The organism is Dyella acidiphila (assembly GCF_014863405.1).
Classification (GTDB): domain Bacteria; phylum Pseudomonadota; class Gammaproteobacteria; order Xanthomonadales; family Rhodanobacteraceae; genus Dyella_B; species Dyella_B acidiphila.
Genome location: NZ_JACZZA010000017.1, coordinates 19,547 through 45,188, shown reverse-complemented (window position 1 = coordinate 45,188; position 25,642 = coordinate 19,547). Strand labels below are relative to the sequence as shown.

Genomic DNA, 25,642 nt, shown 5'->3' with positions numbered 1-25,642 from the left:
CCGGACGAGTATCCTCTCTACCCAGGTTTTTTTCAATGCAGACGGCAACTTCCCCTGATGCACCTCAAGGGGTGCGTCAACTCGAAATCGGTCCTGAGCGGGACGGCCAGCGCATCGACAATGCGCTGATGACCGTGCTTAAGGGGGTGCCCAAGAGCATGATTTACCGCCTGCTGCGCACCGGCCAGGTGCGGGTGAACGGCAAGCGCGCCAAGCCCGATACCCGTCTCGCCCTGGGTGACATGCTGCGTATTCCGCCTGTGCGGGTGGCCGAGCGGCCGCCTGAACAGGTGGCCGCCCAGGGGGCGATCGAAGCCGCCGCCAATGCGGTGATCTTCGAGGACAAGCACTTCTTGGTGATCGACAAGCCCTCCGGCATGGCCAGCCATGGCGGCAGCGGGGTCAGCCACGGCGCGATCGAGTTGCTGCGCCAGGCCCGGCCCAAGGAGCACCTGGAGCTGGTCCATCGCCTGGACCGGGATACCAGCGGCGTACTGGTGTTCGCCCGTACCCGCGCCGGCCTCACCGGCCTGCAGGCGGCGATCCGTGCCGGTGAGGTCACCAAGCAATATCTATGTCTGATGGTGGGGCACCCTTCCAAGGCCCGCTTCGACGTCAATGCGCCGCTGCAGAAGTCGATCCTGCAGGGCGGCGAGCGGATGGTGAAGGTATCGGAAGGCGGCAAGCCCTCACTGACTTTCTTCCGCGAGATGGAGCAATACCCCGGCGCGCGCCTGATGCAGGCCACCCTGGGCACCGGCCGCACGCACCAGATCCGCGTGCATGCCGCGCATATCGGCCATCCGCTGGCCGGGGACGCCAAGTACGGCGATCGCGAGGCCAACAAGCGTTTCAAGAACAAGGGCCTGGATCGACTGTTCCTGCACGCCTCGAATATGTCCTTCGAGCTGGACGGGCGCTCCTACGGTTTCTCGGCGCCGCTGCCGGATGACCTGAAGACCTTCCTCGACAAGCTGCTGCCGAGAGTTAGAGGAAGAAGCGGGCGCTGACTTCCAGCGAACGCACCAGGCTGCCGACCAGCCCGGATTCCACCAGCAGGGCGCAGGCGGCGTGGGCCACGGCGATCGGCAGCACGCTGCGTGCGCGCAGGAAGCACCAGGCCCACCACAGCTCGGCCACGAAGCACAGCTGCATCAGCATGCCGTTGGGGGTGTGCAGCAGGGCGAAGATCAGGGCGATCGCGATAATCGACGGCGCGGCACGGTGCTGGGCGATCTGCTCCAACCGGCGCAGCAGCACCACCAGCATCAGCCACTGCTGCAGCCAGGCCCAGGCGAAGTACGCCAGCACGTGCGCCAGCGGCAGCCGGTGCAAGCCATGGCCATCGGCCAGGATCAGTAGCAAGGCCACCGGCACCGTGGCCAGCGGCCACAGCCAGTTCCGTCCGTAGCCGGGCCAGCGCCACAGGCGCGGCAGATGGCGGCGTTCGATATAGAGCGCGAACAACAGCCCACTGGCGAACGCCACCACACCCAAGGCCGTCGGCCGCAACCCCCAATGCAGGCCAGCAACCAGCCATAGCGGCCCCAGCAGGCAGCCGCCGATTTCCAGCCAGGGGCGCAGCGGGCCGTGCACCGGCTTCAGCGCCAGCCAGAGCAGTGCGACCAGATACAGCGCGCAGACCGCCCATGCGAGCACGGCATGCGCTGCCGGCTGCACGGCCTGGGGCCGGGCGCCGGGCGGCAGGATCAAGGCGCCCGGCCAACGGCCGAGCAACTGATCGCGTAGCGACAACAAGGCTTCCGCACTGAGCCCGCCGGGCAACTGGAACCACGGCATCGCCTGATCGCCGGCGCGCGTGATGGCCGAGGCGAGCTCGTTGTCGCTGAGCGCGACGACGGCGCCTTGCGCATGCGTCACCGGTTCGGTCGTGAGCAGCGCCAGCGATGACAGCCGCAAGCTGGCATGCGCCGGCAGCTGGATACGCAAGCGCAGCATTCGCACCGATTGTGGCGATGGGCAGCCCTGTGCACCGACCGCCTGCCAGCGCACACCGCGCAGATCGATCCGCAGGCTGCGTACCGCGGGCGCAAGGGTCGCCGCCACGTTGGCCTGGCATGCCGGCGTCAGGCCCGCACCCCATGCAAGGCCGAGCGTGCCCTGCGCATCGCTTTGCATGCGCAGCTGCAGGATCGGCCAATGCACCAGATCGAGCGCGTCATCCACCGGCAGGCCGAGTTCGAACGGCGTGCCGTCGTCGCTGGTGACGCTCAGCGCATCGTCGTCGTGCGCAAGTGTGGCGTTGCCGAAGGCGCGCGCGGCGATGACGTCATGCGCTTGGCGCAGATGCCATTGCCACAGCGGTTGCCCTGCTTCGACCAGCGCCAGCCGCTGATTGGCGGCATCGAGCAAGTGCCGCGCGGTGATGCGTGCCGCCAGCCAGCTCAGCGCCAGGCACAGCACCACCGCCGCCAGCGCGTAGCCGCTGAAGATACCTAAGTTGCGCAGGCGCTGCGGCGAGGCCAACGGCGCTGCTCAGCGGGTGAGCAGGGCGTCGACGCGCGCAGCGCAGATGAAATCGTTCAACGACAGGCCGCCTACATCGTGCGTGGACCAGTGCAGCTTGCAATGTCCGTAGCCGGCCTCGATATCCGGATGATGGTCCTCGTGATTGGCCATGAAGCCCACCGCATTGATAAAGCCCAGCGTGTGGTGGAAGTTCTCGAAGCGGTAATCCTTCACCAGCGCATCACCTTGCTGGTTGAGCTTCCAGCCCGGCACCATCGGCAGCAAGGCGGCGATCGCCGCTTCGTCCAACGCAAATTCCTTGCCCTTGCGGGGCTGGCAGTGTTGAGTGGCGAGCGGAAGATTGGTCATGGCGAGCTCCATAGTCATTCGCTAAAGCGCCGAAACTGTACGCGAAAACGCCACGTTCGGACATTCACGGCGAAACAGGACTAAAATGGTGCGGTATACGCCCGGCCAGGATCGGGCATGGCAGTGATTCCGGAGCAGGCATGATCGAGATTTCCGAACGCGCGCAGCAGCACTTTCTGCGCCTACTCTCGCTACAAGGCATCGATGGCTTGGGCATACGCCTGCGCGTGACCTCGCCGGGTACGGCGGCCGCCGATTGCGAGCTGGAGTTCTGCGAGCCGCACGAACTGAGCGGCGGCGAGTGGACGGTGGAATGCCGCGGCTTCAACTTCCATATCGACGGCGACAGCGCACCCTGGCTGGAAGGCGCCACCATCGACTTCGAACCGAACCAGACCGGCGGCCAGTTGAATATTCGCGCGCCGCGCATCAAGGGCGAATTGCCGAGCATGGAAGCGGGCCTGGTCGAGCGCGTGCGCTATGTGCTGGAGGCCGAAGTGAATCCGCGCATCGCCGCGCACGGCGGCCGCGTGAGTCTGCTGGAGATCGATGCCAACGGCGTGGTGCTGCTGCAGTTTGGCGGCGGCTGCCACGGTTGCGGCATGGTCGATGTGACGCTCAAGCATGGCGTGGAGAAAACTCTGCGCGAACGCGTGCCGGAAATTACCGAAGTACGCGATGCCACCGATCACAAGGGCGGCAGCAATCCGTACTACCGCAAGCAGGAAGGCCAGTCGGCGATGGGCTGAGCGGCGGCTATTTGCCGTTGCGCAACAGCCACACAAACACGGCGGTGGACAGCAGGCCCAGCAACAGCCCGATGCCGCTGCCCCACAACATGCCGGTATCGCCCCAGAAGATGCGGCCCACAAAAGTGCCTAGAAGGAACAGCAGCAGCAAGGGCAGGCAGCCCACGGCGTCTCTCCAAAGAATCCGACCTGGCCCGATCTTCATGCAGAAACGCAAAAGCCCGCAACCGAAGTTGCGGGCTTTTTGATGTTTACGATACGCAATGCCGCGATGGCATCCGCTCAATCGCCCTGGACGTGGCCCTTCAGCGTATCGAGCTTGGTCGGCATGGAAGAGAAGAACGCCGCCACATCTTCGATGTCCTGATCGGACAACTGGCTGGCGAAGCCCTTCATGATGGCGTTGTTGCGACGGCCATCCTTGTATTCGTGCAGAGCCTGCTGGATGTATTCGTTGTACTGGCCGGCCAGGCGCGGATATTGCGGATCCACCGAGTTGCCGTCCTTGCCGTGGCAGGCCACGCAGGCCGCGGCACGGGCCTGGCCGTTCTGGATGTTGCCGCCGGCAAGCAGCGGGGCCGAGGTCAGCGCAAGGGCAATACCGAACGAGAGCAGTGTAAGCGCGCGTTTCATGCAGGTGGAGTCCTTGGCCGATTACTTCGGAGAGATGCTGGAAAGATAGGCGGCGATGTCCTCGATCTCCTGGTCGGAGAGGCTCTGCGCCTGCGCCATCATGGTCGGATGGGTGCGCTCGCCCGACTTGTACGCATGCAAGGCATTGATGAGGTATTGCTGGTTCTGCCCGGCGATCTTGGGCACGGGATACTGGGGATAGGCATTGGTGGTGCCCGGCACGCCGTGGCAGCCATTGCAGGTGTAGACCAAGGTACGGCCGTTGGCCTTGTCGCCGGTGGCGTGGGCACTGCTTGCGGCAAGAACGGCAACACCAGCGGCCAGGGCGAACAGTTGCATTCGAAGCATCGAGAGAATCCCCAGGGTTCCAACGGATACAAGCAACGTATCGGTCGAGTATAGGGGCAGGTCCGGAGCGGTCACAACATTGCGACATGAGGTCGCAGGTACGTTGCCAAATCGCGGGCGCTGTGGATGCGTTGCAGTGCAAAACAAAGGGGATTGGGTGCTGCGTTGCATCGCGCGCCAGGCGGCGCGCCGAGCGGAACAATGGATTGAAGTCCGATCAGCACAAGCTGATCAGCGCTGCGCGATCAGATCACTCCGATCAGAACGCCCTGATCAGAACACCCTGATTAGAACAGGCTCTTCAGAATATGGATGCCGGCGGCGTACTCGCCGACCATGGTGCCCAGGCACACCAGGAAGAAATTCAGCAGCGTGCGCGCTACGCGGTTGGTCCACCAGCCGCTCCAGTGCACGATATCGTCGCGCAGCGTTTCGAAATCGGCCACGCGCGGACGGCGCACCCACGCCTCCACCATCGCGCTGATGCCGCCGGCCGGAATACCGGGGCGAAACGGCTTGATCGGTGCGGCGATGAATGCCGACACGATGCTCAGCGGATGCGCACGTGCAATCAGCGCACCGAGCGCGGCAAAGCCGCCGGTGAACAGCACCCAGTCGCGCAGCGCTTGCGCACCCAGGGCGGTGTTGCGATGGAAGGCCCAGCCGATCGCCGCAAACACCAGCAGCACCAGGCCGATCGCCAGCCATTTCGGCCAGCGCGCCTTCGGCGGCGACTGCGCCAGCTCGGCGGCGGTGGTGGCCGGATCGCCCTGTTGCAGGCGCAGGTGTTCGCACATGCCCTTGAGGTGTCCCGCGCCGATTACCACCAGCACCTTGCACGGATTGGCGGTGACCGAACGGCCCGCCTCTTCGCGCAGGCGTGCAGACATATAGGCATCGCGCTCGGCGATCAGGCTGCGATACAGCGGCGCCGATTCGCTGGCGAATTCGCTGAAAGCGCTTTCCAGCATGTCGCCTTGCTTGAGCTTTTCGATTTCTTTCTCGTCGATGGTCTCGCGCTCGAACACGCTGGCGAGCAGGCCGCCGAGCAGGCCGAAGCGCTGCCAGAAGCCCACGCTATGCCAGGCGCGCTTGAGCGTGGTGCCCACTTCGCGATCGATCAGCCACAACGGCAGCTTGCGTTCCTCGGCGCCGTCCATCGCTGCCTTCATTTCCGCGCCGGGCTGGATGCCGTACTGGTCGGCCAGGCGTTTCTGGAACGTGGACAGCACCAGGCTGGCGGCCACCATGCCGGCCTTGCCCTGGCGGATTACCCGGAACAGGTCCATCTGCTTGAACGTTTCCGGATCGCGCATGCCCTGGGCGCGGCTGTCGCACAGCTCCACCGCGATGGCATCGAAGGATTCGCTGGCCAGCAGAGCCTGCACTGCCTCCACGCTACTGCGCGAGACGTGCGCCGTGCCGAGCACGACATATTCCACGCCGTCGCGCTGCACACGCTCGATCGGCTGGCCGTGCAGGGCGGAGGCGGAAAGCGCGTCGGTCTCGGTGGCACTCATGCGGTCGATACAGCCTATAGGGGAGGGCCAAGGATGGAGAGGCGGGAAAGGGTGTGCAAGTCAGCAATGTCCGGACTTGCCCAGCCTAGCCGCAGCAAACGTAATTAATCGCGAAAACGGCGCAACAGGTCGCTGTAGGCGTCGATGCGGCGATCGCGCAGGAACGGCCAGATGCGGCGCACGTGCTCGCTGCGCGCCATGTCGACCTCGGCGAGCAGCAGCTGGCGCTGGTCGGTGCCGGCCTGGGCCAGGAATTCCCCCTGCGGGCCGGCCACGAAGCTGTTGCCCCAGAACTGGATGCCGGCGCCGACCTTGGCCGGATCGGCTTCATAGCCGGTGCGGTTGCAGGCCAGCAGGGGCAGGCCATTGGCCACGGCGTGGCCGCGCTGCACGGTGATCCAGGCCTCGCGCTGGCGATCCTTCTCGGCCTGCTCGTCGTTCGGATCCCAACCGATGGCGGTGGGGTAGAGCAGCAGTTCCGCGCCGGCCAGCGCCATCAGGCGCGCGGCTTCCGGATACCACTGATCCCAGCACACCAGCACGCCCAGGCGGCCCACCGAGGTGTCGATCGGCTCGAAGCCCAGGTCGCCCGGCGTGAAGTAGAACTTCTCGTAGAACGCCGGATCGTCCGGAATGTGCATCTTGCGGTACTTGCCGGCGATCGCCGCGGAGCGATCAAAGACCACCGCAGTGTTGTGATACAGCCCGGCCGCGCGCTTCTCGAACAGCGACGCCACCACCACCAGCTTCAACTCCTCCGCCAGCTTGCCGATGCGCGCGGTGCTGTGGCCGGGAATGCTTTCGGCCTGGTCGAACTCGTCCACCGACTCGTGCTGGCAGAAATACGGGCCGTTGTGCAGTTCCTGCAGCAGCACCAGTTCGGCGCCGGCCGCGGCGGCTTCGCGCAGGCCGGATTCGATGGCGTCGAGATTGGCGTCGCGGCTGCCGCGGTGGGTTTCCTGCAGCAGGGCGACCTTGAGCGTCTTGCGGGTCATGCCGGGCATTCCTGTCTGTCGCTGGTAAGGGCGGACCTATATGGGGCCGCTTAGTGTAAGGGGAAGCGCGTGGCAGGCGATTGACCGCCGCCGGCCGCGCTCAGGCGTCGATCAACCCTGCTGGCAGCTGCATGGTGATGCAGTGCAGGCTGCCGTTTTGCCAGATCAGCGGGCGGCAGGGCACCTGCACCACGCTGCGGCCGGGGTGGGCCTGGCCGATGATGCGCGCGGCTTCGTCGTCGGCGGCGTCGCCATAGGCCGGCACCAGCACGGCGCCGTTGACGATCAGGTAATTGGCGTAAGAGGCGGCCAGGCGGCGCCCTTGGTCGAGAATCGGCTTGGCCCAGGGCAGCGGATACAGCTTGTAGGGCTTGCCGTCGACGGTGCGCAGCGAGGCCAGTTCCTCGCCCATGCGCTGCAGTTCGTCATGATGCACGTCGCCGGCATCGTCGCAGGCCTGGTACACGATGCGCTCGCCCGGCGCGAAGCGCGCCAGCGTATCGATATGCGCGTCGGTGTCGTCGCCTTCCAGATAGCCGTAGTCCAGCCACAGTACGCGCTGGGCATGCAGGCCTTCGCGCAGGATCGCGGTCATTTCCTCGCGCGATTGCTCCGGATGGCGCTGCACCAGGCAGCGCCAGGTAGTGAGAATGGTGCCGGCGCCGTCGCTCTCGATGCCGCCGCCTTCCAGCGCCCAGTCGATGCGCTTGTGCGCGGCATAGCCGAACACGCCGGCTTCGACCAGGCCGGCGATCAGCGCATCGTCCTGCTCGGCGCCGAACTTGCCGCCCCAGCCGGTGAAACGGAAATCGGTGAGCTGGAAGCGGGCGCCGTCGCGCAAGGTGATCGGGCCGGAATCGCGCAGCCAGGTGTCGTCATACGGCACTTCCACCAGACGCACACGCGCCATGTCGGCCTGCGCAGCTTGCAGTTTCGCCGTGACATGCGCGCGCAGCGCGGCATCGGCCACCACGATGATCAGCGGCTGGAAGCGGGTGACGGCTGCGGCCAGCGCCACATACGTGGACTCGACGGCCTCGAGCCGTTCGGCCCAGTCGGTGCCGGCATGTGGCCAGGCAATCAGGACGGCGGCCTGCGGCTCCCATTCGGCCGGCAGGCGCAAGGTGGAATCGGTCATGGGGACAACACTCGCGCGAAAATGAAGGCCGGCATGGAGCCGGACGGCAAGTGTGCAAGTTTAGCGTGAGCGGATGACGCTTTGCCCTCTCCGTACCGGGCACGGAGCAGGATGAGCAAGCATTCTCGCGAAAGAACAGCGATCGAAGCGTCGCTTGGATGAGGCTCGAGGCAAGCCTTGGCCCCTCACCCCAACCCTCTCCCCGCTGGGGAGAGGGCGCAGGACGTCAGTTGACCGCCGTCGGATTCTGGTTATTGCCCGCCGGCGTATTGAGCACGGAATGAATCACGTGGCTCTGTTCGAAATACACGATGAAGCTGGTGTATTCCCAGCGGTTGATGGTCGGATGCTTGGACGAATCGCCGCCGCGCGGCGACAGCTTGCGCAAGGGCTCGCCATACTGCTTCTCGACCTGGCCCATGCTCATGCCGCGGGTCGGCAGGTTCATGCCTTTTTCGTCCTGCACGCGCTGGGTCAGCGTCTCCTGCGCGTGCGCCGCCTGCATGCTGGCCAGGCCGGTGCCGAAGGCGATCGCTGCCAGCAAGGGCAGGTGGTAACGGTGCTTGAACATGGTCCCCTCTCCGCGTGAAGCGTTATCCGCGTCGTTTTAGCAGAAGTGTCGAAACGGTGCCACGAGCAAAACGGGCAGATGTGACCTAGGCATGATCTGCACCCGTTATCATGGTCGGCCACGGGCACCGATGCCCGGCCCCTGAGCCCGTTCCAGATGATTGCTTTTCGCCACTTCGCCCTGCGCCGCGGCAGCCGCCTGCTGCTTTCCGATATCGACCTGGTGATCCAGAGCGGCTGGCGCCTGGGCGTGGTCGGCCGCAATGGCTGCGGCAAGTCGAGCCTGTTCGCCGCCCTGCAGGGACAACTGGAAGCCGACCACGGTGAACTGGACATGCCGGCCCGGCTGCGGCTGGCCTCGGTGGCGCAGGAAACGCCCGCCTTGCCCGATCCGGCGATCGAATATGTGATGGGCGGCGACGTGGAACTGGCCGCCGCTCTGCGCGATGAGTTCGATGCTCAGGCGCGTGGCGATACCGAAGCGATGGCGCGTGCGCATCACCGCATCGAAGAGCTGCACGGCTACGACGCCCGCGCCCGCGCCGGGCGCCTGCTGCACGGACTCGGCTTCAGTCCCGAAACACACGAACGCGCGGTATGCGAATTCTCCGGTGGCTGGCGCGTGCGCCTGAACCTGGCGCGCGCGCTGATGGCGCCGTCCGATCTGCTGCTGCTCGACGAGCCCACCAACCACTTGGACCTCGACGCCGTGCTGTGGCTGGAAGAATGGCTGCGCCGCTACCAGGGCACCTTGCTGGTGATCTCGCACGACCGCGAATTCCTCGACGGCGTGATCACCCACACGCTGCATCTCAACGAGGGCCGGGGCAAGCTCTACACCGGCAACTACAGCTCGTTCGAACTGCAGCGCGCCGAGCAATTGCGCCTGCAGCAGATTGCGCACGAGCGCGAACAGGTCGAGCGCGCGCACCTGCAGTCCTTTATCGATCGCTTCAAGGCCAAGGCCAGCAAGGCCAAGCAGGCGCAGTCGCGCATGAAGCGGCTGGAGAAAATGGCCGGTACCGAAGCGGTGCGCGCAGAGCGTGCATTCCGCTTTCAGTTCGCGGTGCCCGATCGCGTGCCCGATTCCATGCTGCAGTTGGAAGAAATTGCCGCAGGCTACGACGCTCCTCTCCCTCTCACCTCCGGGGAGAGGGAGCACGCTGGCGATGGATCAGTATCGGAGCGACGCACTGATACGCATCACCGCGAGGTTGCCCCCTCATCCCAACCTTCTGCCCGGCGGGGAGAAGGGGCGATCGTCATCCTGGCGGATGTGCGTTTTCGTTTGGAAGCGGGGGAGCGCATCGGCCTGCTCGGCCCCAACGGCGCCGGTAAATCGACCATGGTGAAAACCCTGGTCGGCGAACTGCCTCCGCTGGCGGGCGAGCGCAAGGCGCACAAGGATCTGAAAATCGGCTACTTCGCCCAGCACACGGTGGAAAGCCTGCGCGAAGGCGCCAGCCCGTTCGATCATCTGCAGGACAAGGCGCCCGGCGTATCGGCGCAGGTACTGCGCGATTTTCTCGGCAACTGGAATTTCGCCGGCGATCGCGCCTTCGAATCGGTGGATGGCTTCTCCGGCGGCGAGCGCGCACGCCTGGCGCTGGCTCTGATCGCCTGGGACAAACCCAATCTGCTGCTGCTCGACGAACCCACCAACCATCTCGACCTGGATATGCGCGAAGCCCTGGCCGACGCCCTGGCCGACTTCGATGGTGCGCTGGTGCTGGTGTCGCACGATCGTCATCTGCTCGGCATGGTCTGCGACAGTTTCTGGCGCGTGGCCGATGGCAAGGTCGAACCCTTCGATGGCGATCTGGACGATTACGCGCGCTGGTTGCGCGCACGCAGCGGAGCGCCGAAGAAAACCGCCGAGACCGATGCAAAGCCGCTGGAATCGGCGGCCGATCGCCGCCGTGCGGCCGCCGCGCAGCGCGAGAACGAAAAAGCCACGCGCCAGCGCGTAAAGAAAATCGAGACCCGCGTGGCCGCCATCGAAGTCGACCTGACTGCGCTGGAGCAGAAGCTCGCCGATCCGCAGACCTACAACGGTCCCACCGCCGAGCTGATGAAACTGGGCCAGCGCCAGTCCGAGCTGCGCAAGGAAAAAGAAACGCTCGAAGCCGAATGGCTGGAGCTGTACGAACTGCTCGAAGCCTGAGCCATGCCTGCCACGTCGAACGCTCCGCTGAAATGCTGGCTGCCGGATCTGCCGCGCTTCGGTTCCGCCCATCCACTGCGCCGACTGCTGCTGCGCGCCGATCGCCTGGACGACGGCGCCAAGGGTTATCTCAGCGGCCTGGCCGGCTATTTTCCGTGCGGCGAACGCATGCCGGCGGCGGCGCTGACGCGCGAACACCTGGCCCATGATGCCGGCGATGCGCTGTGGCTGAGTGCCGATCCCGCCTGGGTGCAGCCCGATCTCACCGGTGCGCGGCTGCTGGCCTGCGGGCAATTGCAGTTGAGCATGGGCGAGGCGCAGGCCCTGGCCGAACCCTTGCAGCCGGTGTTCGCCGAAGCCGGCATCACGCTGGAAGTCACCGCGCCCGATCGCTGGCATCTGCGCTTGCCGCCGCAGACCGCGCTGCCGGATTTTGCCGCACCGGAACAGGCGCTGGGCGAAGATCTCTACCAACATCTGCCGCAGGGTGAGGAAGGCCGCCGCTGGCGCCTGCTGTTGAACGAAGTGCAGGTGCTGCTGCATCAGCATGCGGTGAATGCCGAGCGGCGCGCGCGCGGTTTGCCGCCGGTGAACAGTGTGTGGCTATGGGGCGGCGGCAGCTTGCCGGCGCAACTGCGCGCCGCACTGGCCGGCGTGATCAGTGAAGACTTGTTGTTGCAGGCACTGGCCGCGCGCGCAGGCATAGCGCTGCAAGCGCGCAGCGATGAATCCTTGCATGCCGCACGCGCCGGCTGGCTGATCGATCTGCAGGACCTGAGCGCGGATGACATTGCCGGCCGCTGCTGGCCGGCGCTGCAAAGCCTGGCCCGGCGTCAGCCGCTGGTGTTCGCCTTTGCCAGCGGCGAGCGCTGGCTGCATCGGCCCTGGCATCGCCTGCGCTTCTGGCGCCGCACCGCATGACCGGCAAGCTGCAATTGCGCCGCCGTCCGCTGCTGGGCGAGCCGGCGGGGTGGGGCGATCAACTGCATCCGGTGCTGCAACGTATCTATGCCGCGCGTGGCGTGCTCGGTCCCGATCAGGCCGAGCATCGCCTGAATCGCCTGCTGTCGCCGCAGCAACTGGGCGGCATGCCGCAGGCCGTGGCGTTGCTGGCGCAGGCGATCCGCGACGATGCCTCGATCATGATCGCCGGCGATTACGACTGCGATGGCGCCACCGGCACTGCCGTCGCGGTGCGCGGCCTGCGCCTGCTGGGTGCGCGGCGCGTGGATTACGCGGTGCCCAATCGCTTCGTGCACGGCTACGGTCTTACGCCGGAACTGGTCGCCTCGCTGCCGGACCACGTGCAGTTGGTGGTAACGGTGGACAACGGCGTGGCCAGCGTGCCCGGCGTGGCGGCCGCCAAATCGCGCGGCATGCGCGTGATCGTCACCGATCACCATCTGCCGGGCGAATACCTGCCGGCGGCCGATGCCATCGTCAATCCGAACCTGCACGGCGACGACTTCCCCAGCAAGGCCCTGGCGGGCGTCGGCGTGATGTTCTACGTACTGCTGGCCTTGCGCGCGCAGCTGCGTGAGCAAGGTCATTTCAGCGCGCATGCCGAGCCGGATCTGTCGGTGCTGCTGGATCTGGTCGCGCTGGGCACGGTGGCCGACCTGGTGCCGCTGGATTTCAACAATCGCGTGCTGGTCGAAGCCGGCATGAAGCGCCTGCGCAGCCGCCGCGGTTGCGCCGGCATCACCGCCCTGGTCGAAGCCAGCAAGCGCGACGTTGCCAGCCTGTGCACCAGTGATCTGGGTTATGCCGTCGGCCCGCGCTTGAACGCTGCCGGCCGCCTGGAAGACATGCGCCTGGGCGTGGAATGCCTGCTTACCGACGATGCGCGCCAGGCACGCCACTACGCCGAACTGCTCAGCTCGATCAACCAGGAGCGCCGCGACTTGCAGGCGGCGATGGTGGCGGAGGCGGAGTTGATGGTGGCCCATGCCGGCACCGTCGACGACGGCACCGTTGGCGTCAGCCTGTTCGAGCCGAGCTGGCATGCCGGCGTGGTTGGCCTGGTCGCTTCCAAGTTGAAAGAACGGCTGCATCGTCCGGTGATCGCCTTTGCGCCGGCCGGTGAAGACAGTCCCGATCATCTGCGCGGTTCGGCGCGTTCGATTGCCGGCTTCCATATCCGCGACGCACTGGCGGCCGTCGATGCACGCCATCCCGGCCTGATCGAACGCTTCGGCGGCCATGCCATGGCCGCCGGCCTGAGTTTGCATGCGCGCGACTATCCGCGCTTCGCCGCCGCCTTCGACGCCGTGGCACGCGAATGGCTGAGCGAGGAACAACTGCAGGCGGTGCTGTTGACCGACGGCGAAATGCCCGTCGGCTTCTGCACACTGGAGATGGCGCGCTTGCTGCGCTACGCAGGCCCATGGGGGCAGGCGTTCCCGGAGCCGGTGTTCGAAAACCGCTTCGAATGCTTCAGCTGGCGCAGCATGGGCGAAAAACATCTGCGTATGAGCCTGCGCGATCCGCGCGACGATGCGCTCTACGATGCCGTGATGTTCAACGTCTACGACGGTACGCCGCCGCCCACCGTGCTGCGCGCCGCGTATGAACTCACCATCAACGACTGGCAGGGACGCGAATCCGCACGCGTGCTGCTGCGGCATATCGAGCCGGCCTGACACTGCTGTGCACGCATTTTTTACACGGCGCCACTTGTAATACGGGTGCGAATCGCGTTTGGATAAACGCACCCTGCATCAAGGAGTGCTCGTCATGATCGAACAGCTCCCCAATCTGCCGGCCGGCATCCTGGGTTTCCGCATGCGCGGCACCGTCACCGCCGACGACTACGAAAGCGTGATGGTGCCGGATATCGAAGCGGCCTTTGCGCTCAATCGCAAAGTGCGCTCGATCATCATCGTCGGCGAGGACTTCGTCGGCTTCGCGCCGGGTGCGATGTGGGATGACATGAAACTCGGCTTCCGCCACATCAGCGGTTGGGAACGTACTGCGCTGGTCACCGACGTGGGCTGGATGCGCGTGATGTCCAATGTGTTCGGCTTTGCCATGCCCAGCCACTTCAAGCTGTTCAGCAACGCCCAGATGGACGAAGCCGTGCGCTGGATCACGGAGCCTTGAATGGCGTTGGGCACGAAGCGTCTGCTTGCCGGGCTGGCATTTCATTGAGGCCCCATTGCCGAGCCGTCATTTCCGCTTTTGCGGGAATGACGGCATGACGGTATCTGTGTATTTGCACGAAAAATGTGGGGCCATCGGCACGATAGTTCATGGCATGACCACAAGCAGTGTTTCCCAATCGGTAACACATGCAACAAATTCAGGGGAAAGAGATCCGATTATTCCGATCGCTGGCCGCTTGCGCATCGATGCGGGCTGTGGTCTATTCGACCTTATGAACCTGTCCCGCGCCAGCCATCTGCTCAACAACGCCGCCATTCCGGCGCGTGTGTGCGTGGCTGCGGTCGGCCTGAATAACAACGCCAATAATAATACCCGTCATCACGGGTGGGCCGGCGTGTAGAACAGGGTAACAACCATACACACGCAAAAGGGCCCGCCAAGTGCGGGCCCTTTTGTTTTTATCGCTTCAACCCACCACTCGAGCAAAAGGAACCTGTCATGTGTGCCATCTTCGGAATGTTCGACCTGCAACCGGGCGATGACCTGGCTGCGTTACGCCTGCTGGCGCTGGAGCTGTCGCAGCGCCAGCGCCACCGCGGGCCGGATTGGAGCGGCGTGTACGTGGATGCGGGGGTAATCCTGGTGCACGAGCGCCTGGCCATCGTCGATCCGGCCAGCGGCGCGCAGCCGCTGCGTTCGCGTGATGGAAAGCTGGCGCTGGCGGTGAATGGCGAGATCTACAACCACCGCGAATTGCGCGCGCGCAGCGGCTACGACTTCACCACCGGCTCCGATTGCGAAGTGATCAACGCGCTGTACCAGGAACATGGCGCGGACTTCCTCGGCCAACTCAACGGCATCTTCGCCTTCGCACTGTGGGATGGCGAGGCCAAGCGTTACCTGATCGCACGCGATCCGATCGGCGTCTGCCCGCTGTATTGGGGTCACGATGCGCAGGGACGCCTGTGCGTCGCTTCCGAAATGAAGGCGTTGGCCGGCGTCTGCGCCGACGTGGCGCCGTTTCCGCCCGGCCATGTCTACGACAGCGCCAGCGGCCAATTGCAGCGTTATTACCAGCGCCCCTGGCGCGATTACGCGGCCACCAAAGGCCACGCGCCGGGCGAGGGCGAATTGCGCCAGGCATTCGAGCAGGCTGTGCATCGCCAGCTGATGACCGACGTGCCCTATGGCGTATTGCTTTCTGGCGGCCTGGATTCCTCGCTGGTCGCCGCCTGCGCCGCGCGCTTCGCCCGCGAACGCATCGAAGACGAAGACCGCAGCGAAGCCTGGTGGCCGCGCCTGCATTCCTTCGCCATCGGCCTGGAAGGTTCACCCGACCTGGCCGCGGCAAAAGTAGTGGCCGATGCGCTGGGCACCGTGCATCACGGCTTTATCTATTCGTTCTGGGAAGGCCTGGATGCATTGCCGGAAGTGATCCGCCATATCGAAACCTACGATGTCACCACCATCCGTGCTTCCACCCCGATGTACCTGCTGGCTCGCCGCATCAAGGCGATGGGCGTGAAGATGGTGCTGTCCGGCGAAGGTGCGGACGAAATCTTCGGCGGCTATCTGTATTTCCATAAGGCGCCCTCGGCCGAAGCCTTCCACGAAGAAACCGTGCGCAAGCTCGATGCCTTGCACAGCTACGACTGCCTGCGCGCCAACAAGTCGATGATGGCCTGGGGCGTGGAAGCGCGCGTGCCCTTCCTCGATCTGGACTTCATGGAAGTGGCGATGAGCATGGATGCCACGCACAAGATGGCGGGCAAGGGCAGGATCGAGAAAGCGGTGCTGCGCGAAGCCTTCGACGGCGCCTTGCCGGAAGCGATTCTGTGGCGCCAGAAAGAGCAGTTCAGCGATGGCGTGGGCTACGGCTGGATCGATGGCCTGAAGGCGCACGCCGAACAAGCAATCAGCGATCGCGAATTCGCCGCTGCCGCCGCGCGCTATCCGTTCAACACGCCGGCCACCAAGGAGGCGTATCTGTATCGGCGTATCTTCGAAAAGCATTTTCCGGGCGAGGCCTGTGCGGCGACGGTGCCGGGCGGCAAATCCATTGCCTGCTCCTCGCCAGCCGCGCTGGCCTGGGATCCGTCGTTTGCTGCGGCAGCCGATCCGTCCGGCCGCGCGGTGCGCGGCGTGCATGCGCATGCGCTGGAAGCTACTGCCTGAGTCAAGCCGGGCGCACGATGCGAGTGGTCATCGCGCGCCCGGTTCGCTTACTTGATATCCGCCTTGGGAATCAGTGCCAGCTGGCGGTTGGCAAAGTCGACGTAGATATCCATGTCCTGCAGCGCACTGAGCCCGAGCTGGTATTTCCAGTTCATCTCGGCCTCGGCGTACACCCCAAACTTCAGCTTCATCGGCTGCCCGCCGATCACCACGTCGGCGATGGTGCGGTTGAACACAGTCCGATGCACCATCGGGCCGGCGTCGCGCATCCGGGTCTGGCCGGCGAAGCGGGTATCGAGTTCGGCCAGCGCATCCTTGTCGCCGGTCAGATAGAACGGGTTGCCGGTATTGAGCACCGCCAGTTCCGTGCTGCCATTGATGCTCAGCGGCGCCACCAGCCGCAGGCTGCGGCCGTCGACCGCGGTGCCGACCAGCATCGGCTGCGCCGCGGCCGGCGGCGTATTGCCGTTGGTGGCATATACCTGGATCGCGTCCTTGGTCATGCGGAACGCGCCCAGGTATTTGAGGATGCCCATGCCGAGCACCGTGCGGTCATTGCCCGGATCGACCATCACCGGCGCGTTGCTTACGGTCACACCGGCAAAGCTGAGCTTGTCGATGATGCCGAACTGCACCGGCACATGCTTCGACAGCGGCCCATTGGCGATGGCGTTGGCATCGGTGATGCGCACGCCCAGCTCCCGCGCCGTGCTCGGATCGAGGATCACGTAAGCGGCGGCGGTATTCACATCCAGCACCGCCTCATGGCCATTGACGGTGACAGCGATGTCCCGATTGTTGCTCTGATGCAGGTCGCCGTTCTGCTTGCGGAAATTATGCGGCTGCAGCGGGATAGTGAATGCGCCTGCCGGCCGCTGCACGTCCAGCGCCGGCTGCTTGTCATACAGCGCGGCGTGCGCCTGCATGCCCTGCAGCGCATCGGGCGACAGCTTGCTGGCGTAGCGCTGCACCATGTCCAGGTCGGCCTGCTCGGCCTGCGCTTCCTGTCCGGCCAGGCGCAGGTCGCCGATGCCGAAGCGGGCGCAGAAAATCGCCACCCCGGGATTGCTGCTGAGGAACTGCTGCTCGCAGGCTTTGGCCTGCTGGCCCGATTGCTGGAAATCGGCGTGGATGCGCGAACGGGCCATGGCAGTGAGTGCATGGGTGGCCGGATCCGTCGACTGCGTATCGAGCTGATCCAGCGCAGGCAGGTCCGCCTTGCGCACCGCTTCGATCACCGCGCGGATCAGCGTGGCCGAGGGATTTTCTTGAATGGTCGAGGCGGTGCTGGCGGGTGTCTGTGCCAGCAGCGGGAAGGACAGGGCGAGAGCAAGCGAGAGGGCAGCCAGGGGCAGGGGCAAGCGCATAACCAACTCCTATGGTTCACAACGTGGGGCGGGGACGTCCAGGCCGCGGCTATTGAATCCTTATTCACATATGACAGCAACGAGCAAATTGTTGCGGTTTTGGCGCTGTTTCTTGTGTGCTGCGTTGGTTGGAAAAAAAAGCTGCAATCTCACCCGCCCGTCATTCCGGCGCAGGCAGGCCTCCCCACAGCCCGGCCCGCTAGGCGCCTCAACAGCCGATTTGCTAGCATTACCGTTTGATTCGCGCCCGCCCGGGCGCCGCCACATCAGGTTCATCCCACCATGATCGAAACCAATCCGATCCTCGCGCAGATCGCGGACCTCACCGGCCGCATCGAGTCGCTTAGGGGGTATCTTTGACTACGCCACCAAGCGTGAGCGTCTGGAAGAAGTAAGCCGCGAACTGGAAAACCCCAACGTCTGGGACGATCCGCCCCGCGCACAGGAACTGGGCCGCGAACGCGCCCGCCTCGACACCATCGTCAGCGGCATCGACCGCATCAGCTCAGGCCTGGCCGACGCCGGCGAACTGCTGGAAATGGCCGCCGCCGACGGCGACGGGGACACCGTGCAATCGGTGGTCGTGGACGTCAACAAGATCGACGGCGAAGTCGGCAAGCTGGAATTCCAGCGCATGTTCTCCGGCAAGATGGATTCGTCCAACGCCTTCGTGGACATCCAGGCTGGCGCCGGCGGCACCGAGGCGCAGGACTGGGCCGAAATACTGCTGCGCATGTACCTGCGCTGGTGCGAAGCGCGCGGCTGGAAGGTCGAGCTGATGGAAGCCAGCGCGGGCGAAGTGGCCGGCATCAAGTCCGCTACCTTCCGCGTGGAAGGCGACTACGCCTACGGCTGGCTGAAAACCGAAATCGGCGTGCACCGCCTGGTGCGCAAGAGCCCGTTCGATTCCGACAACCGCCGCCACACCAGCTTCACCTCGGTGTTCGTGTCGCCGGAAGTGGATGACGACATCGACATCGAGATCAACCCGGCGGACCTCAAAACCGACGTGTACCGTTCTTCCGGTGCCGGCGGCCAGCACGTCAACAAGACCGAATCGGCCGTGCGTATCACCCACGTGCCCAGCGGCGTAGTGGTGGCCTGCCAGACCGAGCGCAGCCAGCACGCCAACCGCGACCGCGCCATGAAAATGCTCAAAGCCAAGCTGTACGAGCTTGAGGTGCAAAAGCGCAATGCCGAGAAGGATGCGCTGGAAGCCACCAAGTCCGACATCGGCTGGGGCAGCCAGATCCGCAACTACGTGCTCGACCAGAGCCGCATCAAGGATCTGCGCACCGGCATCGAGCGCACCGATACGCAAAAGGTGCTGGACGGCGACCTGGACGAGTTCGTGGAAGCCAGCCTCAAGTCCGGCCTGGATGCCGGCGCCAGGCGCCTCGATGCCTGACCTCGGGTAACCTCGGACGCGAATACGGAGACATGGCATGAACCGCAAGCAGATCTGCGCAATCCTGCTACTGTGCTTTGCCTTCGCGTGCTGCGCCGACGCAGCCGGCCAGACCGTAAAGCAGGATGCCAAGGATGCCGGTCATGCGATCGGCAATGGCGCCCGCGACGTGGGGCACGGCACCGCCGACGCCGCCAGGACGGTCGGTCACGGTACGGCCGATGCCGCCAGGACAGTCGGCCACGGCACCGCCAATGCCGCCAGAACGGTGGGGCATGGCGCTGCCAACGTCGGCCGCGATATCGGACACGGTGCCGCGCAGGGGTGGCATGCGGTCAAGCAGGTGTTCCACAAGGGTGATTGACGGGGGGCTGTTCTGCCAAGAATCGCCACCCGCATTGTTTTCACAATCAAGCGATGCATAACAAGGCGTTCGGCCATTGGCACGAGCGTCGGCTGCAACTGGGATCTCCATGACTGACTCCACCGACAACCTGCCCATCGACGAGAACAAGCTGATCGCCGAGCGCCGCGAAAAACTCAGCGCGTTGCGCGAGCAGGGCATCGCGTTCCCGAATGATTTCAAGGTGGATGCCTTTGCCGGCGATCTGCAAAACGAATTCGCCGACAAAGACGCGCACACCGCCGAAGCGATCGAAGCCGCCGCGCGCCGCGTCAAAGTGGCCGGTCGCATCGTGCTCAAGCGCGTGCAGGGCAAGGTCAGCTTCGTGCAGATGCAGGATTTCACCGGCCGCATCCAGCTGTTTATCCACGCCGGCACGGTGGGCGACGCCTACGAAGCCTTCAAGAGCTGGGACGTGGGCGACATCGTCGGCGCCGAAGGCGTGCTGATGCGCACCAAGACCGGCGAGCTGTCGGTGAAGGTGGATCAGCTGCGCCTGCTCACCAAGAGCCTGCGCCCGCTGCCGGACAAGTGGCACGGCCTGGCCGACGTGGAGCAGCGCTATCGCCAGCGCTACGTCGACCTGATCGTTACCGAAGAAGCACGCCGCACCTTCGCGCTGCGCTCGCGCATCATCGGCTACATGCGCAAGTGGCTGGAGGCCGAGCCGCGCCGCTTTATGGAAGTGGAAACGCCGATGATGCACATCATCCCCGGTGGTGCCACTGCGCGTCCGTTCATCACCCACCATAATGCGCTGGATATCGACCTGTTCCTGCGCGTGGCGCCGGAGCTGTATCTGAAGCGCCTGGTAGTGGGCGGTTTCGACCGCGTCTACGAGATCAACCGCAACTTCCGCAACGAGGGCGTGTCCACCCGGCACAACCCCGAATTCACCATGCTGGAGCTGTACCAGGCCTACGCCACCTATCACGAAATCATGGACCTCACCGAGGCCGTGATCCGCGATACCGCCACGCAGGTACTGGGCACCACCGAACTGCATTGGGATGGCGCCAGCATCGATGTTGGCCCGGCCTTCCGCCGCTGGCGCATGGAAGATGCGGTGCTGGAACTCAACCCCGAGATCAAGCGCGAAGAACTGCGCGACCGCGCGGCGATGGCTGCGCATGCGCAGCGACTGGGCATCCATGTGAAGCCCGGCTACGGCTGGGGCAAGCTGCTGCTGGAGATCTTCGAGAAGACGGTGGAACACACCCTGGTGCAGCCCACCTTCATCATCGATCACCCGGTGGAAGTGTCGCCGCTGGCGCGCGAGAACGATGTCGACAAGGGCATCACCGACCGCTTCGAGCTGTTCGTCAACGGCAAGGAACTGGCCAACGGCTTCTCCGAGTTGAACGATCCCGAAGACCAGGCTGCGCGTTTCCAGGCCCAGGTGGATGCGAAGGAATCCGGCGACGACGAAGCCATGCACTTCGACGCCGACTACATCCGCGCCCTGGAAGTAGGCCTGCCGCCCACCGGCGGCCTGGGCATCGGCATCGACCGCCTGGTGATGCTGCTGACCAACTCCGCGTCCATCCGCGACGTACTGCTATTCCCCTACATGCGCCCCGAAGCCTGAAGGCGCGCACCGCCCCTGTAGGTTGGGTTAGCGCAGCGTAACCCAACGATCTTTCTTCGTAGCAACATCGTTGGGTTACCCCCGGATCAAGTCCGGAATAACCCAACCTACGCGGCCGCCTCACGAGCGCGCGGAAAAAACGCCGACCTACTCCCTCTCCCCTTCGGGGAGAGGGCTGGGGTGAGGGGCCAACCTCGCGAAGATGTGCATTCAAAGCATCGCTCTAATCTAGATCACCGCGAGCGTGTCCCCCTCACCTCGATCCTCTCCCCGCAGGGGAGAGGAGGAAGAGCGGAGAGCTGTGCTCCCTTTGCCATCCGGAGAGAGGAGGAAGAGCGTGGAACTGCGCCCATCTCATCACGAGAAAGAGGATAACGAGCAGGAAGCCCTGCTCCCTCTCCCCTCCGGGGAGAGGGCTGGGGTGAGGGGCCAACCTCGCGAAGATGTGCATTCAAAGCATCGCTCTAATCTCGATCACCGCGAGCGTGTCCCCCTCACCTCGATCCTCTCCCCAAAGGGGAGAGGAGGAAGAGCGTGGAACTGCGCCTATCCCATCACGAGAAAGAGGATAACGAGCAGGAAGCTCTGCCCCCTCTCCCCTCCGGGGAGAGGGCTGGGGTGAGGGGTCAACCTCGCGAAGATGTGCATTCAAAGCAGCGCTCTGATCTCGATCACCGCGAGCGTGCCCCCTCACCTCGATCCTCTCCCCAAAGGGGAGAGGAGGAAGAGCGGAGAGCTGTGCTCCCTCTCCACCTGTGGGGCACAGAAAAAGCTAAAAATCCAACTCCTGCGCCGCACACAAATAATCAATCATCGGCGCAACCTTCTTGTACCGATCGACCATAAACGGCAACAACTCCGCCGAACACGCCAGCGATTCCTCAAACCCTTCCCCCGCCGCAAAATCCTTGCGCTTCAAATCCCCGATCAACTCATGCTCCGGATCGTAACCACGCGGCGGCCGCGACAGCGATTCCCCCCAAAACTCAAAATGCTCGCCGAATGACTTGCTCTGCGTGGCCCGCTTCCACGCCGCCGGATTATCGGCAAGAAACGCGCGAATCCGCTTCAGCGCATCCGCCTCCGGATGCCACATCCCGCCGCCAATAAAACAATCCCCCGGCTGGACATGCAGATAAAACGACGGCGCCGGAATCTCATGCCGCCGTTCGTGAAAGAAGCGCGCACTGGCCCAGGGCTTGTACGGATCCTTATCCCCCGAAAAACGCGTATCGCGATAAATGCGAAACAGCGAACCGCCGTTCTTGCGCGGATCGGCGCGAAAGTGCTTGCTGATCTTCGCCAGCGGCGCCTGCACATCGGTAATCAGCTGCAGGAACGGATCGCGTACATCGCGCTCGTATTCGGCCTTGTGCTTGAGAAACCATTCGCGATTGTTATTGCGCGCCAGGGCGCGCAGAAACTTGAAGGTGGCAGGGGTGAAGTACGTGCTTGGCATGCGATGTCGATTCCGTGGTTCAGGCGGCAATACCGGTTTCGGCGGCGAGCTGTTCGCCCCAGGCCTGCAAGTGATCCAGCAGGGCGAGCTTGTCAGTGTGGGCAGGATCCTGGCGCAGCGCCTTGAGCTCTTCGAAGTAATCGCCCAGCGTCTGCACCGTGAGTGGCGTGGGGCGGCTAAGCCGCGCGCTGCGGAAGTTTTCCCAGCGCTCGCGTTCCTCGGCCGACAAGCTTTCCGGCCAGTTGCGTGCGCGATAGCGGAACAGCAATTCCGCATAGCGGGAATCGCGGAACGTAAACGCGTTTTGCCCCAGCTGTGCGGCTGGCGTTGCGCGTACCTCGCGCAGCAGGCGCTTGTCGCTGTCGGGCAGAAAGCCGCTATACAAGGCCAGCTCCGGATCTTCCGGCGGCGGCAGGTCGGCCGCGTGCTTGAAGACCTTGCGCAGCTTGTCGGCCAGGCCGGTTGCCGCGCGCAGCGTTTGCGCATGCGCCAGGCACTGGTCCAGATCCAGCTGCAGGCGCTGCATGTCCACACCCTTCAGCGCCGACAGCGGCGCCAGGGCCGGCGAGCGGTTGGCATGCACGGTGCGCAGCGGAATCCGCTCCACCCCTTCGGGCAGGTCGGCGCGCGGGGTGAACATGCGGTCGGCGATTTCCGCGGGCTCCAGGCTGAGCAGGTCGCTCGGGTCCTGGGCCAGGTCGTACACAATAATTTCACCGGAGCGGGCAGGGTGCACCGCCAGCGGCACGATCACCGCCAGGCAATGGCGGCTGGACGGATAGCGCGACGACACATGCACCAGCGGCGTCATGCTGGTCACATCCAGCAGCTCGAACACGCGCTGCTTGCGGCGCAGTGCGTAATGCCACTCCCACAGGCGCGGCTGGCGCGCACGGATCAGCCGGGCCAGGCCGATCAGCGCATGCACGTCCGACAAGGCATCGTGCGCGCGCTCCTGCTGCAGATGGTTGGCGGTGGCCAGATGCTCCAGCCGGAAGCTCGGTACCCCATCCTCATAGGTGGGCCACACGATGCCTTCCGGGCGCAGCGCCGCGCACATGCGCACCAGATCGATCAAATCCCAGCGCGAATTGCCGTTTTCCCATTCGCGCGCATACGGCTCGAAGAAATTGCGGTAGAACAGCTGGCGCGAAAATTCGTCGTCGAAACGCAGCGAGTTATAGCCCACCCCGCAGGTGCCCGGCGCCGCCAGCTGCTCGTGCACGCGTGCGGCAAATTCGGCTTCGATCACGCCTTCCTGCTCGGCCTTTTGCGGCGTGATGCCGGTGATCAGGCAGGACATCGGGCTGGGCGGCATCTCCCGCGGCGGCTTGCCGTAGAACATCACCGGCTCCTCGACAATCTCCAGCTCCAGGTTGGTGCGGATACCGGCGAATTGCACCGGCCGGTCCCGCCGCGAATCCGTGCCGAAGGTCTCGTAGTCGTGCCAGAACAGGGTATGCATGCCGGGCATGATCGCATGAAGCGGACAGCGGCAATGGCCATCCCTATACCGGCTGGGCCGCTTTGCTAGACTGCGCGCTTCCGGGAGGAAGCATGAGCCAAGCCAACGAAGACAACCTTATCTGGATCGACCTGGAAATGACCGGTCTGGATACCGACAACGATTCCATCTTGGAAATCGCCACCATCGTCACCGACAAGGATCTGGTCATTCTGGCCGAGGGCCCTGTCTTCGCCATCCGCCACGAGGAAGAGCGCCTGGAGCGGATGGATACCTGGAACCGCAACCAGCACCGCCGCTCCGGCCTGTGGGACCAGGTGGTTACCTCCAGCGTCACCCATGCCGAAGCCGAGCGGGCCACCCTGGAATTCCTGCGCCAGTGGATCCCCACCGGCAAGTCGCCGATGTGCGGCAACTCCATCTGCCAGGATCGCCGCTTCATGCATCGGCAGATGCCCTTGCTGGAACGCTACTTCCATTACCGCAATCTCGACGTGTCCACCCTGAAGGAACTGGCGCGCCGCTGGGCCCCGGCGATCTGCCGCGGCTTTGCCAAGGAATCGGCGCACACCGCGCTCTCCGACATCCGCGATTCGATCGACGAGCTGCGCTACTACCGCCAATTCATGGGACCGCTTAGCGGCGCGGAGTAAGCCAGCATGTCGACGGACCTGTTCGCCACCGTGCTCGATTGCAACGGCCGCGCGCTGACGCTGGATCGCCCGCGCGTGGTCGGCATCATCAATGTCACGCCGGATTCGTTTTCCGACGGCGGCCAGTTTGCCGATACCGAGGCCGCCGTGGCGCATGGTTTGCGCATGGCGGAAGAGGGCGCGGACATGCTCGATATCGGCGGCGAATCCACCCGCCCCGGTGCGGCCGATGTCTCCGTTGCCGATGAATTGCAGCGGGTGCTGCCGGTGATCGAACAGCTCATCGCCCGCACCAGCCTGCCGATCGCCATCGACACCTCCAAGCCCGAAGTGATGCGCGCGGCCGTGGCCGCCGGTGCGGGCATGATCAACGACATCTACGCCCTGCGCCGCGAAGGCGCGCTGGATGCCGCCGCCGAACTGCGCGTGCCGGTATGCCTGATGCACATGCAGGGCGAGCCGCGCAGCATGCAGGATGCGCCGCATTACGACGACGTTGTGGGCGAAGTGCACCGCTTCCTCACCGACCGCCTGTTCGCCTGCGAACTGGCCGGCATCGACCGGCGCAAAGTGATGGTCGACCCCGGCTTCGGCTTCGGCAAAGACCTGGAACACAACCTGGCCCTGCTGCGCCGGCTGGAGCGCTTCGGCGATCTGGGCAGCGGGGTCTATGTGGGGCTGTCGCGCAAATCCATGATCGGCACGCTTACCGGTCGCGAGCAGGCGGCCGACCGCGCCGCCGGCTCGGTAGCTGCGGCGCTGATCGCCGTGCAGCGCGGTGCGCGCATGGTGCGGGTACACGATGTGGCCGCCAGCGTGGATGCGCTGAAGGTGTGGCATGCCGTGCAGTCGGGCGACCAGCCGGAACGGCGGGATACGCCGACAATGCCGCGCTGGCCGGACGACGATTAAGTATTGGGTAGCGGGTTAAAGGGTAGTTCACCGGTAAAACGTCACTCTCGCCCGATGTCATTCCCGCCTTCGCGGGAATGACGTCTAAAGTAGGTGAATATCGCCGCGCCCCTCGCCATTGAGGATGGCAAAACAAAAACAGCAAAAAGGCA

General features: G+C 64.7%; 25 protein-coding genes. 13 read left to right on the top strand and 12 right to left on the bottom strand.

Annotated elements, in window-relative coordinates:
* Nucleotides 1-35 precede the first annotated feature (35 nt).
* Entirely contained in the window at nucleotides 36-1,010 is a 975-nt protein-coding gene (locus IGX34_RS20815) for an RluA family pseudouridine synthase (RefSeq protein WP_192557678.1), read from the top strand.
* On the opposite strand, the gene IGX34_RS20810 is transcribed toward IGX34_RS20815, so the two are convergent.
* Entirely contained in the window at nucleotides 988-2,487 is a 1,500-nt protein-coding gene (locus tag IGX34_RS20810) for a CPBP family glutamic-type intramembrane protease (protein WP_192557677.1), read from the bottom strand. The two genes, IGX34_RS20815 and IGX34_RS20810, sit on opposite strands and share 23 nt — an antisense overlap.
* A gap of 9 nt (nucleotides 2,488-2,496) precedes the next feature.
* A complete protein-coding gene (locus IGX34_RS20805; RefSeq protein ID WP_192557676.1) occupies nucleotides 2,497-2,838 on the bottom strand; it encodes a 4a-hydroxytetrahydrobiopterin dehydratase in 342 nt (113 codons plus the stop codon).
* Between the two features lie 140 nt (nucleotides 2,839-2,978).
* On the opposite strand from IGX34_RS20805, the gene IGX34_RS20800 reads away from it, so the two are divergent.
* Nucleotides 2,979-3,587, top strand: a complete 609-nt coding sequence (locus IGX34_RS20800) for an NfuA family Fe-S biogenesis protein (RefSeq protein WP_192557675.1) — start codon at nucleotides 2,979-2,981, stop codon at nucleotides 3,585-3,587.
* Nucleotides 3,588-3,594: 7 nt separating this feature from the next.
* On the opposite strand, the gene IGX34_RS20795 is transcribed toward IGX34_RS20800, so the two are convergent.
* From IGX34_RS20795 to IGX34_RS20765, 7 genes are all read right to left on the bottom strand, one after another.
* The gene (locus IGX34_RS20795) at nucleotides 3,595-3,753 is read right to left on the bottom strand and encodes a hypothetical protein (RefSeq protein WP_192557674.1); all 159 of its coding nucleotides are present in this window, start codon (nucleotides 3,751-3,753) and stop codon (nucleotides 3,595-3,597) included.
* Nucleotides 3,754-3,869: 116 nt separating this feature from the next.
* Complete coding sequence (locus IGX34_RS20790; RefSeq protein WP_192557673.1) at nucleotides 3,870-4,220, bottom strand: c-type cytochrome; 351 nt, start codon at nucleotides 4,218-4,220, stop codon at nucleotides 3,870-3,872.
* A gap of 21 nt (nucleotides 4,221-4,241) precedes the next feature.
* Complete coding sequence (locus IGX34_RS20785) at nucleotides 4,242-4,568, bottom strand: c-type cytochrome (protein WP_192557672.1); 327 nt, start codon at nucleotides 4,566-4,568, stop codon at nucleotides 4,242-4,244.
* Nucleotides 4,569-4,855: 287 nt separating this feature from the next.
* On the bottom strand, nucleotides 4,856-6,088 hold the full coding sequence (locus IGX34_RS20780; protein WP_192557671.1) for a TraB/GumN family protein: 1,233 nt from the start codon (nucleotides 6,086-6,088) through the stop codon (nucleotides 4,856-4,858).
* Between the two features lie 104 nt (nucleotides 6,089-6,192).
* A complete protein-coding gene (locus IGX34_RS20775) occupies nucleotides 6,193-7,083 on the bottom strand; it encodes a carbon-nitrogen hydrolase (RefSeq protein ID WP_192557670.1) in 891 nt (296 codons plus the stop codon).
* 100 nt (nucleotides 7,084-7,183) lie between these two features.
* Nucleotides 7,184-8,221, bottom strand: a complete 1,038-nt coding sequence (locus tag IGX34_RS20770) for an agmatine deiminase family protein (protein WP_192557669.1) — start codon at nucleotides 8,219-8,221, stop codon at nucleotides 7,184-7,186.
* A 226-nt stretch (nucleotides 8,222-8,447) separates the two neighbouring features.
* Nucleotides 8,448-8,792 (bottom strand): hypothetical protein, encoded by a 345-nt coding sequence (locus IGX34_RS20765; RefSeq protein ID WP_192557668.1) that lies wholly within the window; start codon nucleotides 8,790-8,792, stop codon nucleotides 8,448-8,450.
* A gap of 156 nt (nucleotides 8,793-8,948) precedes the next feature.
* Here IGX34_RS20765 and abc-f point away from each other — a divergent pair, with 156 nt between their 5' ends.
* The 6 genes from abc-f to asnB all read left to right on the top strand — a co-directional run bounded on the left by abc-f (nucleotide 8,949) and on the right by asnB (nucleotide 16,235).
* Nucleotides 8,949-10,955: a ribosomal protection-like ABC-F family protein gene (abc-f, locus tag IGX34_RS20760; RefSeq protein WP_192557667.1), complete on the top strand. Its 2,007-nt coding sequence runs from the start codon at nucleotides 8,949-8,951 to the stop codon at nucleotides 10,953-10,955.
* Between the two features lie 3 nt (nucleotides 10,956-10,958).
* Nucleotides 10,959-11,876, top strand: coding sequence for a phosphoglycerate mutase (locus IGX34_RS20755; protein ID WP_192557666.1), 918 nt, complete (start codon nucleotides 10,959-10,961; stop codon nucleotides 11,874-11,876).
* Nucleotides 11,873-13,597, top strand: coding sequence for a single-stranded-DNA-specific exonuclease RecJ (gene recJ / locus IGX34_RS20750; protein ID WP_192557665.1), 1,725 nt, complete (start codon nucleotides 11,873-11,875; stop codon nucleotides 13,595-13,597). The genes IGX34_RS20755 and recJ overlap by 4 nt, the downstream gene beginning before the upstream one ends.
* Nucleotides 13,598-13,691: 94 nt before the next feature.
* Entirely contained in the window at nucleotides 13,692-14,057 is a 366-nt protein-coding gene (locus IGX34_RS20745; protein ID WP_192557664.1) for a SpoIIAA family protein, read from the top strand.
* Between the two features lie 94 nt (nucleotides 14,058-14,151).
* Complete coding sequence (locus IGX34_RS20740; RefSeq protein ID WP_192557663.1) at nucleotides 14,152-14,460, top strand: hypothetical protein; 309 nt, start codon at nucleotides 14,152-14,154, stop codon at nucleotides 14,458-14,460.
* Between the two features lie 98 nt (nucleotides 14,461-14,558).
* Nucleotides 14,559-16,235, top strand: a complete 1,677-nt coding sequence (asnB, locus tag IGX34_RS20735; protein WP_192557662.1) for an asparagine synthase B — start codon at nucleotides 14,559-14,561, stop codon at nucleotides 16,233-16,235.
* A 47-nt stretch (nucleotides 16,236-16,282) separates the two neighbouring features.
* On the opposite strand, the gene IGX34_RS20730 is transcribed toward asnB, so the two are convergent.
* On the bottom strand, nucleotides 16,283-17,602 hold the full coding sequence (locus tag IGX34_RS20730; RefSeq protein WP_192557661.1) for a retroviral-like aspartic protease family protein: 1,320 nt from the start codon (nucleotides 17,600-17,602) through the stop codon (nucleotides 16,283-16,285).
* Between the two features lie 282 nt (nucleotides 17,603-17,884).
* Between IGX34_RS20730 and prfB the strand changes: the two genes are divergently transcribed.
* The 3 genes from prfB (at nucleotide 17,885) to lysS (ending at nucleotide 21,001) form a co-directional block, all read left to right on the top strand.
* Nucleotides 17,885-19,010, top strand: a protein-coding gene (prfB, locus tag IGX34_RS20725) for a peptide chain release factor 2 (RefSeq protein ID WP_192557660.1) whose coding sequence is annotated in 2 segments (ribosomal slippage) — nucleotides 17,885-17,959 and nucleotides 17,961-19,010 — 1,125 coding nt in all. Because the reading frame shifts where the segments join, the coding sequence is not laid out codon by codon here.
* 37 nt (nucleotides 19,011-19,047) lie between these two features.
* A complete protein-coding gene (locus IGX34_RS20720; protein WP_192557659.1) occupies nucleotides 19,048-19,374 on the top strand; it encodes a hypothetical protein in 327 nt (108 codons plus the stop codon).
* A 109-nt stretch (nucleotides 19,375-19,483) separates the two neighbouring features.
* Entirely contained in the window at nucleotides 19,484-21,001 is a 1,518-nt protein-coding gene (lysS, locus tag IGX34_RS20715; RefSeq protein WP_192557658.1) for a lysine--tRNA ligase, read from the top strand.
* A gap of 772 nt (nucleotides 21,002-21,773) precedes the next feature.
* Here the strand turns inward: lysS and IGX34_RS20710 are convergent.
* Together IGX34_RS20710 and sbcB are read right to left on the bottom strand one after the other, a co-directional pair.
* Complete coding sequence (locus IGX34_RS20710; protein WP_192557690.1) at nucleotides 21,774-22,460, bottom strand: DUF2461 domain-containing protein; 687 nt, start codon at nucleotides 22,458-22,460, stop codon at nucleotides 21,774-21,776.
* Between the two features lie 19 nt (nucleotides 22,461-22,479).
* Nucleotides 22,480-23,925 carry an exodeoxyribonuclease I gene (gene sbcB, locus IGX34_RS20705; protein ID WP_192557657.1) on the bottom strand — a complete coding sequence of 482 codons (1,446 nt, stop codon included), beginning with the start codon at nucleotides 23,923-23,925 and terminating at the stop codon, nucleotides 22,480-22,482.
* 92 nt (nucleotides 23,926-24,017) lie between these two features.
* Here sbcB and orn point away from each other — a divergent pair, with 92 nt between their 5' ends.
* Complete coding sequence (gene orn / locus IGX34_RS20700) at nucleotides 24,018-24,578, top strand: oligoribonuclease (protein ID WP_192557656.1); 561 nt, start codon at nucleotides 24,018-24,020, stop codon at nucleotides 24,576-24,578.
* Between the two features lie 6 nt (nucleotides 24,579-24,584).
* A complete protein-coding gene (folP, locus tag IGX34_RS20695) occupies nucleotides 24,585-25,490 on the top strand; it encodes a dihydropteroate synthase (protein WP_192557655.1) in 906 nt (301 codons plus the stop codon).
* The last annotated feature ends 152 nt before the right edge of the window (nucleotides 25,491-25,642 follow it).

Bases quoted from the DNA above. Each gene is read 5' to 3' on its own strand.
- IGX34_RS20815 (WP_192557678.1), top strand. From the start codon at position 36: ATGCAGACGGCAACTTCCCCTGATGCACCTCAAGGGGTGCGTCAACTC.
- IGX34_RS20805 (WP_192557676.1), bottom strand. From the start codon at position 2,838: ATGACCAATCTTCCGCTCGCCACTCAACACTGCCAGCCCCGCAAGGGC.
- IGX34_RS20800 (WP_192557675.1), top strand. From the start codon at position 2,979: ATGATCGAGATTTCCGAACGCGCGCAGCAGCACTTTCTGCGCCTACTC.
- IGX34_RS20790 (WP_192557673.1), bottom strand. From the start codon at position 4,220: ATGAAACGCGCGCTTACACTGCTCTCGTTCGGTATTGCCCTTGCGCTG.
- IGX34_RS20785 (WP_192557672.1), bottom strand. From the start codon at position 4,568: ATGCTTCGAATGCAACTGTTCGCCCTGGCCGCTGGTGTTGCCGTTCTT.
- IGX34_RS20780 (WP_192557671.1), bottom strand. From the start codon at position 6,088: ATGAGTGCCACCGAGACCGACGCGCTTTCCGCCTCCGCCCTGCACGGC.
- IGX34_RS20775 (WP_192557670.1), bottom strand. From the start codon at position 7,083: ATGACCCGCAAGACGCTCAAGGTCGCCCTGCTGCAGGAAACCCACCGC.
- IGX34_RS20770 (WP_192557669.1), bottom strand. From the start codon at position 8,221: ATGACCGATTCCACCTTGCGCCTGCCGGCCGAATGGGAGCCGCAGGCC.
- IGX34_RS20765 (WP_192557668.1), bottom strand. From the start codon at position 8,792: ATGTTCAAGCACCGTTACCACCTGCCCTTGCTGGCAGCGATCGCCTTC.
- abc-f (WP_192557667.1), top strand. From the start codon at position 8,949: ATGATTGCTTTTCGCCACTTCGCCCTGCGCCGCGGCAGCCGCCTGCTG.
- IGX34_RS20755 (WP_192557666.1), top strand. From the start codon at position 10,959: ATGCCTGCCACGTCGAACGCTCCGCTGAAATGCTGGCTGCCGGATCTG.
- recJ (WP_192557665.1), top strand. From the start codon at position 11,873: ATGACCGGCAAGCTGCAATTGCGCCGCCGTCCGCTGCTGGGCGAGCCG.
- IGX34_RS20745 (WP_192557664.1), top strand. From the start codon at position 13,692: ATGATCGAACAGCTCCCCAATCTGCCGGCCGGCATCCTGGGTTTCCGC.
- IGX34_RS20740 (WP_192557663.1), top strand. From the start codon at position 14,152: ATGACGGTATCTGTGTATTTGCACGAAAAATGTGGGGCCATCGGCACG.
- asnB (WP_192557662.1), top strand. From the start codon at position 14,559: ATGTGTGCCATCTTCGGAATGTTCGACCTGCAACCGGGCGATGACCTG.
- IGX34_RS20730 (WP_192557661.1), bottom strand. From the start codon at position 17,602: ATGCGCTTGCCCCTGCCCCTGGCTGCCCTCTCGCTTGCTCTCGCCCTG.
- IGX34_RS20720 (WP_192557659.1), top strand. From the start codon at position 19,048: ATGAACCGCAAGCAGATCTGCGCAATCCTGCTACTGTGCTTTGCCTTC.
- lysS (WP_192557658.1), top strand. From the start codon at position 19,484: ATGACTGACTCCACCGACAACCTGCCCATCGACGAGAACAAGCTGATC.
- IGX34_RS20710 (WP_192557690.1), bottom strand. From the start codon at position 22,460: ATGCCAAGCACGTACTTCACCCCTGCCACCTTCAAGTTTCTGCGCGCC.
- sbcB (WP_192557657.1), bottom strand. From the start codon at position 23,925: ATGCATACCCTGTTCTGGCACGACTACGAGACCTTCGGCACGGATTCG.
- orn (WP_192557656.1), top strand. From the start codon at position 24,018: ATGAGCCAAGCCAACGAAGACAACCTTATCTGGATCGACCTGGAAATG.
- folP (WP_192557655.1), top strand. From the start codon at position 24,585: ATGTCGACGGACCTGTTCGCCACCGTGCTCGATTGCAACGGCCGCGCG.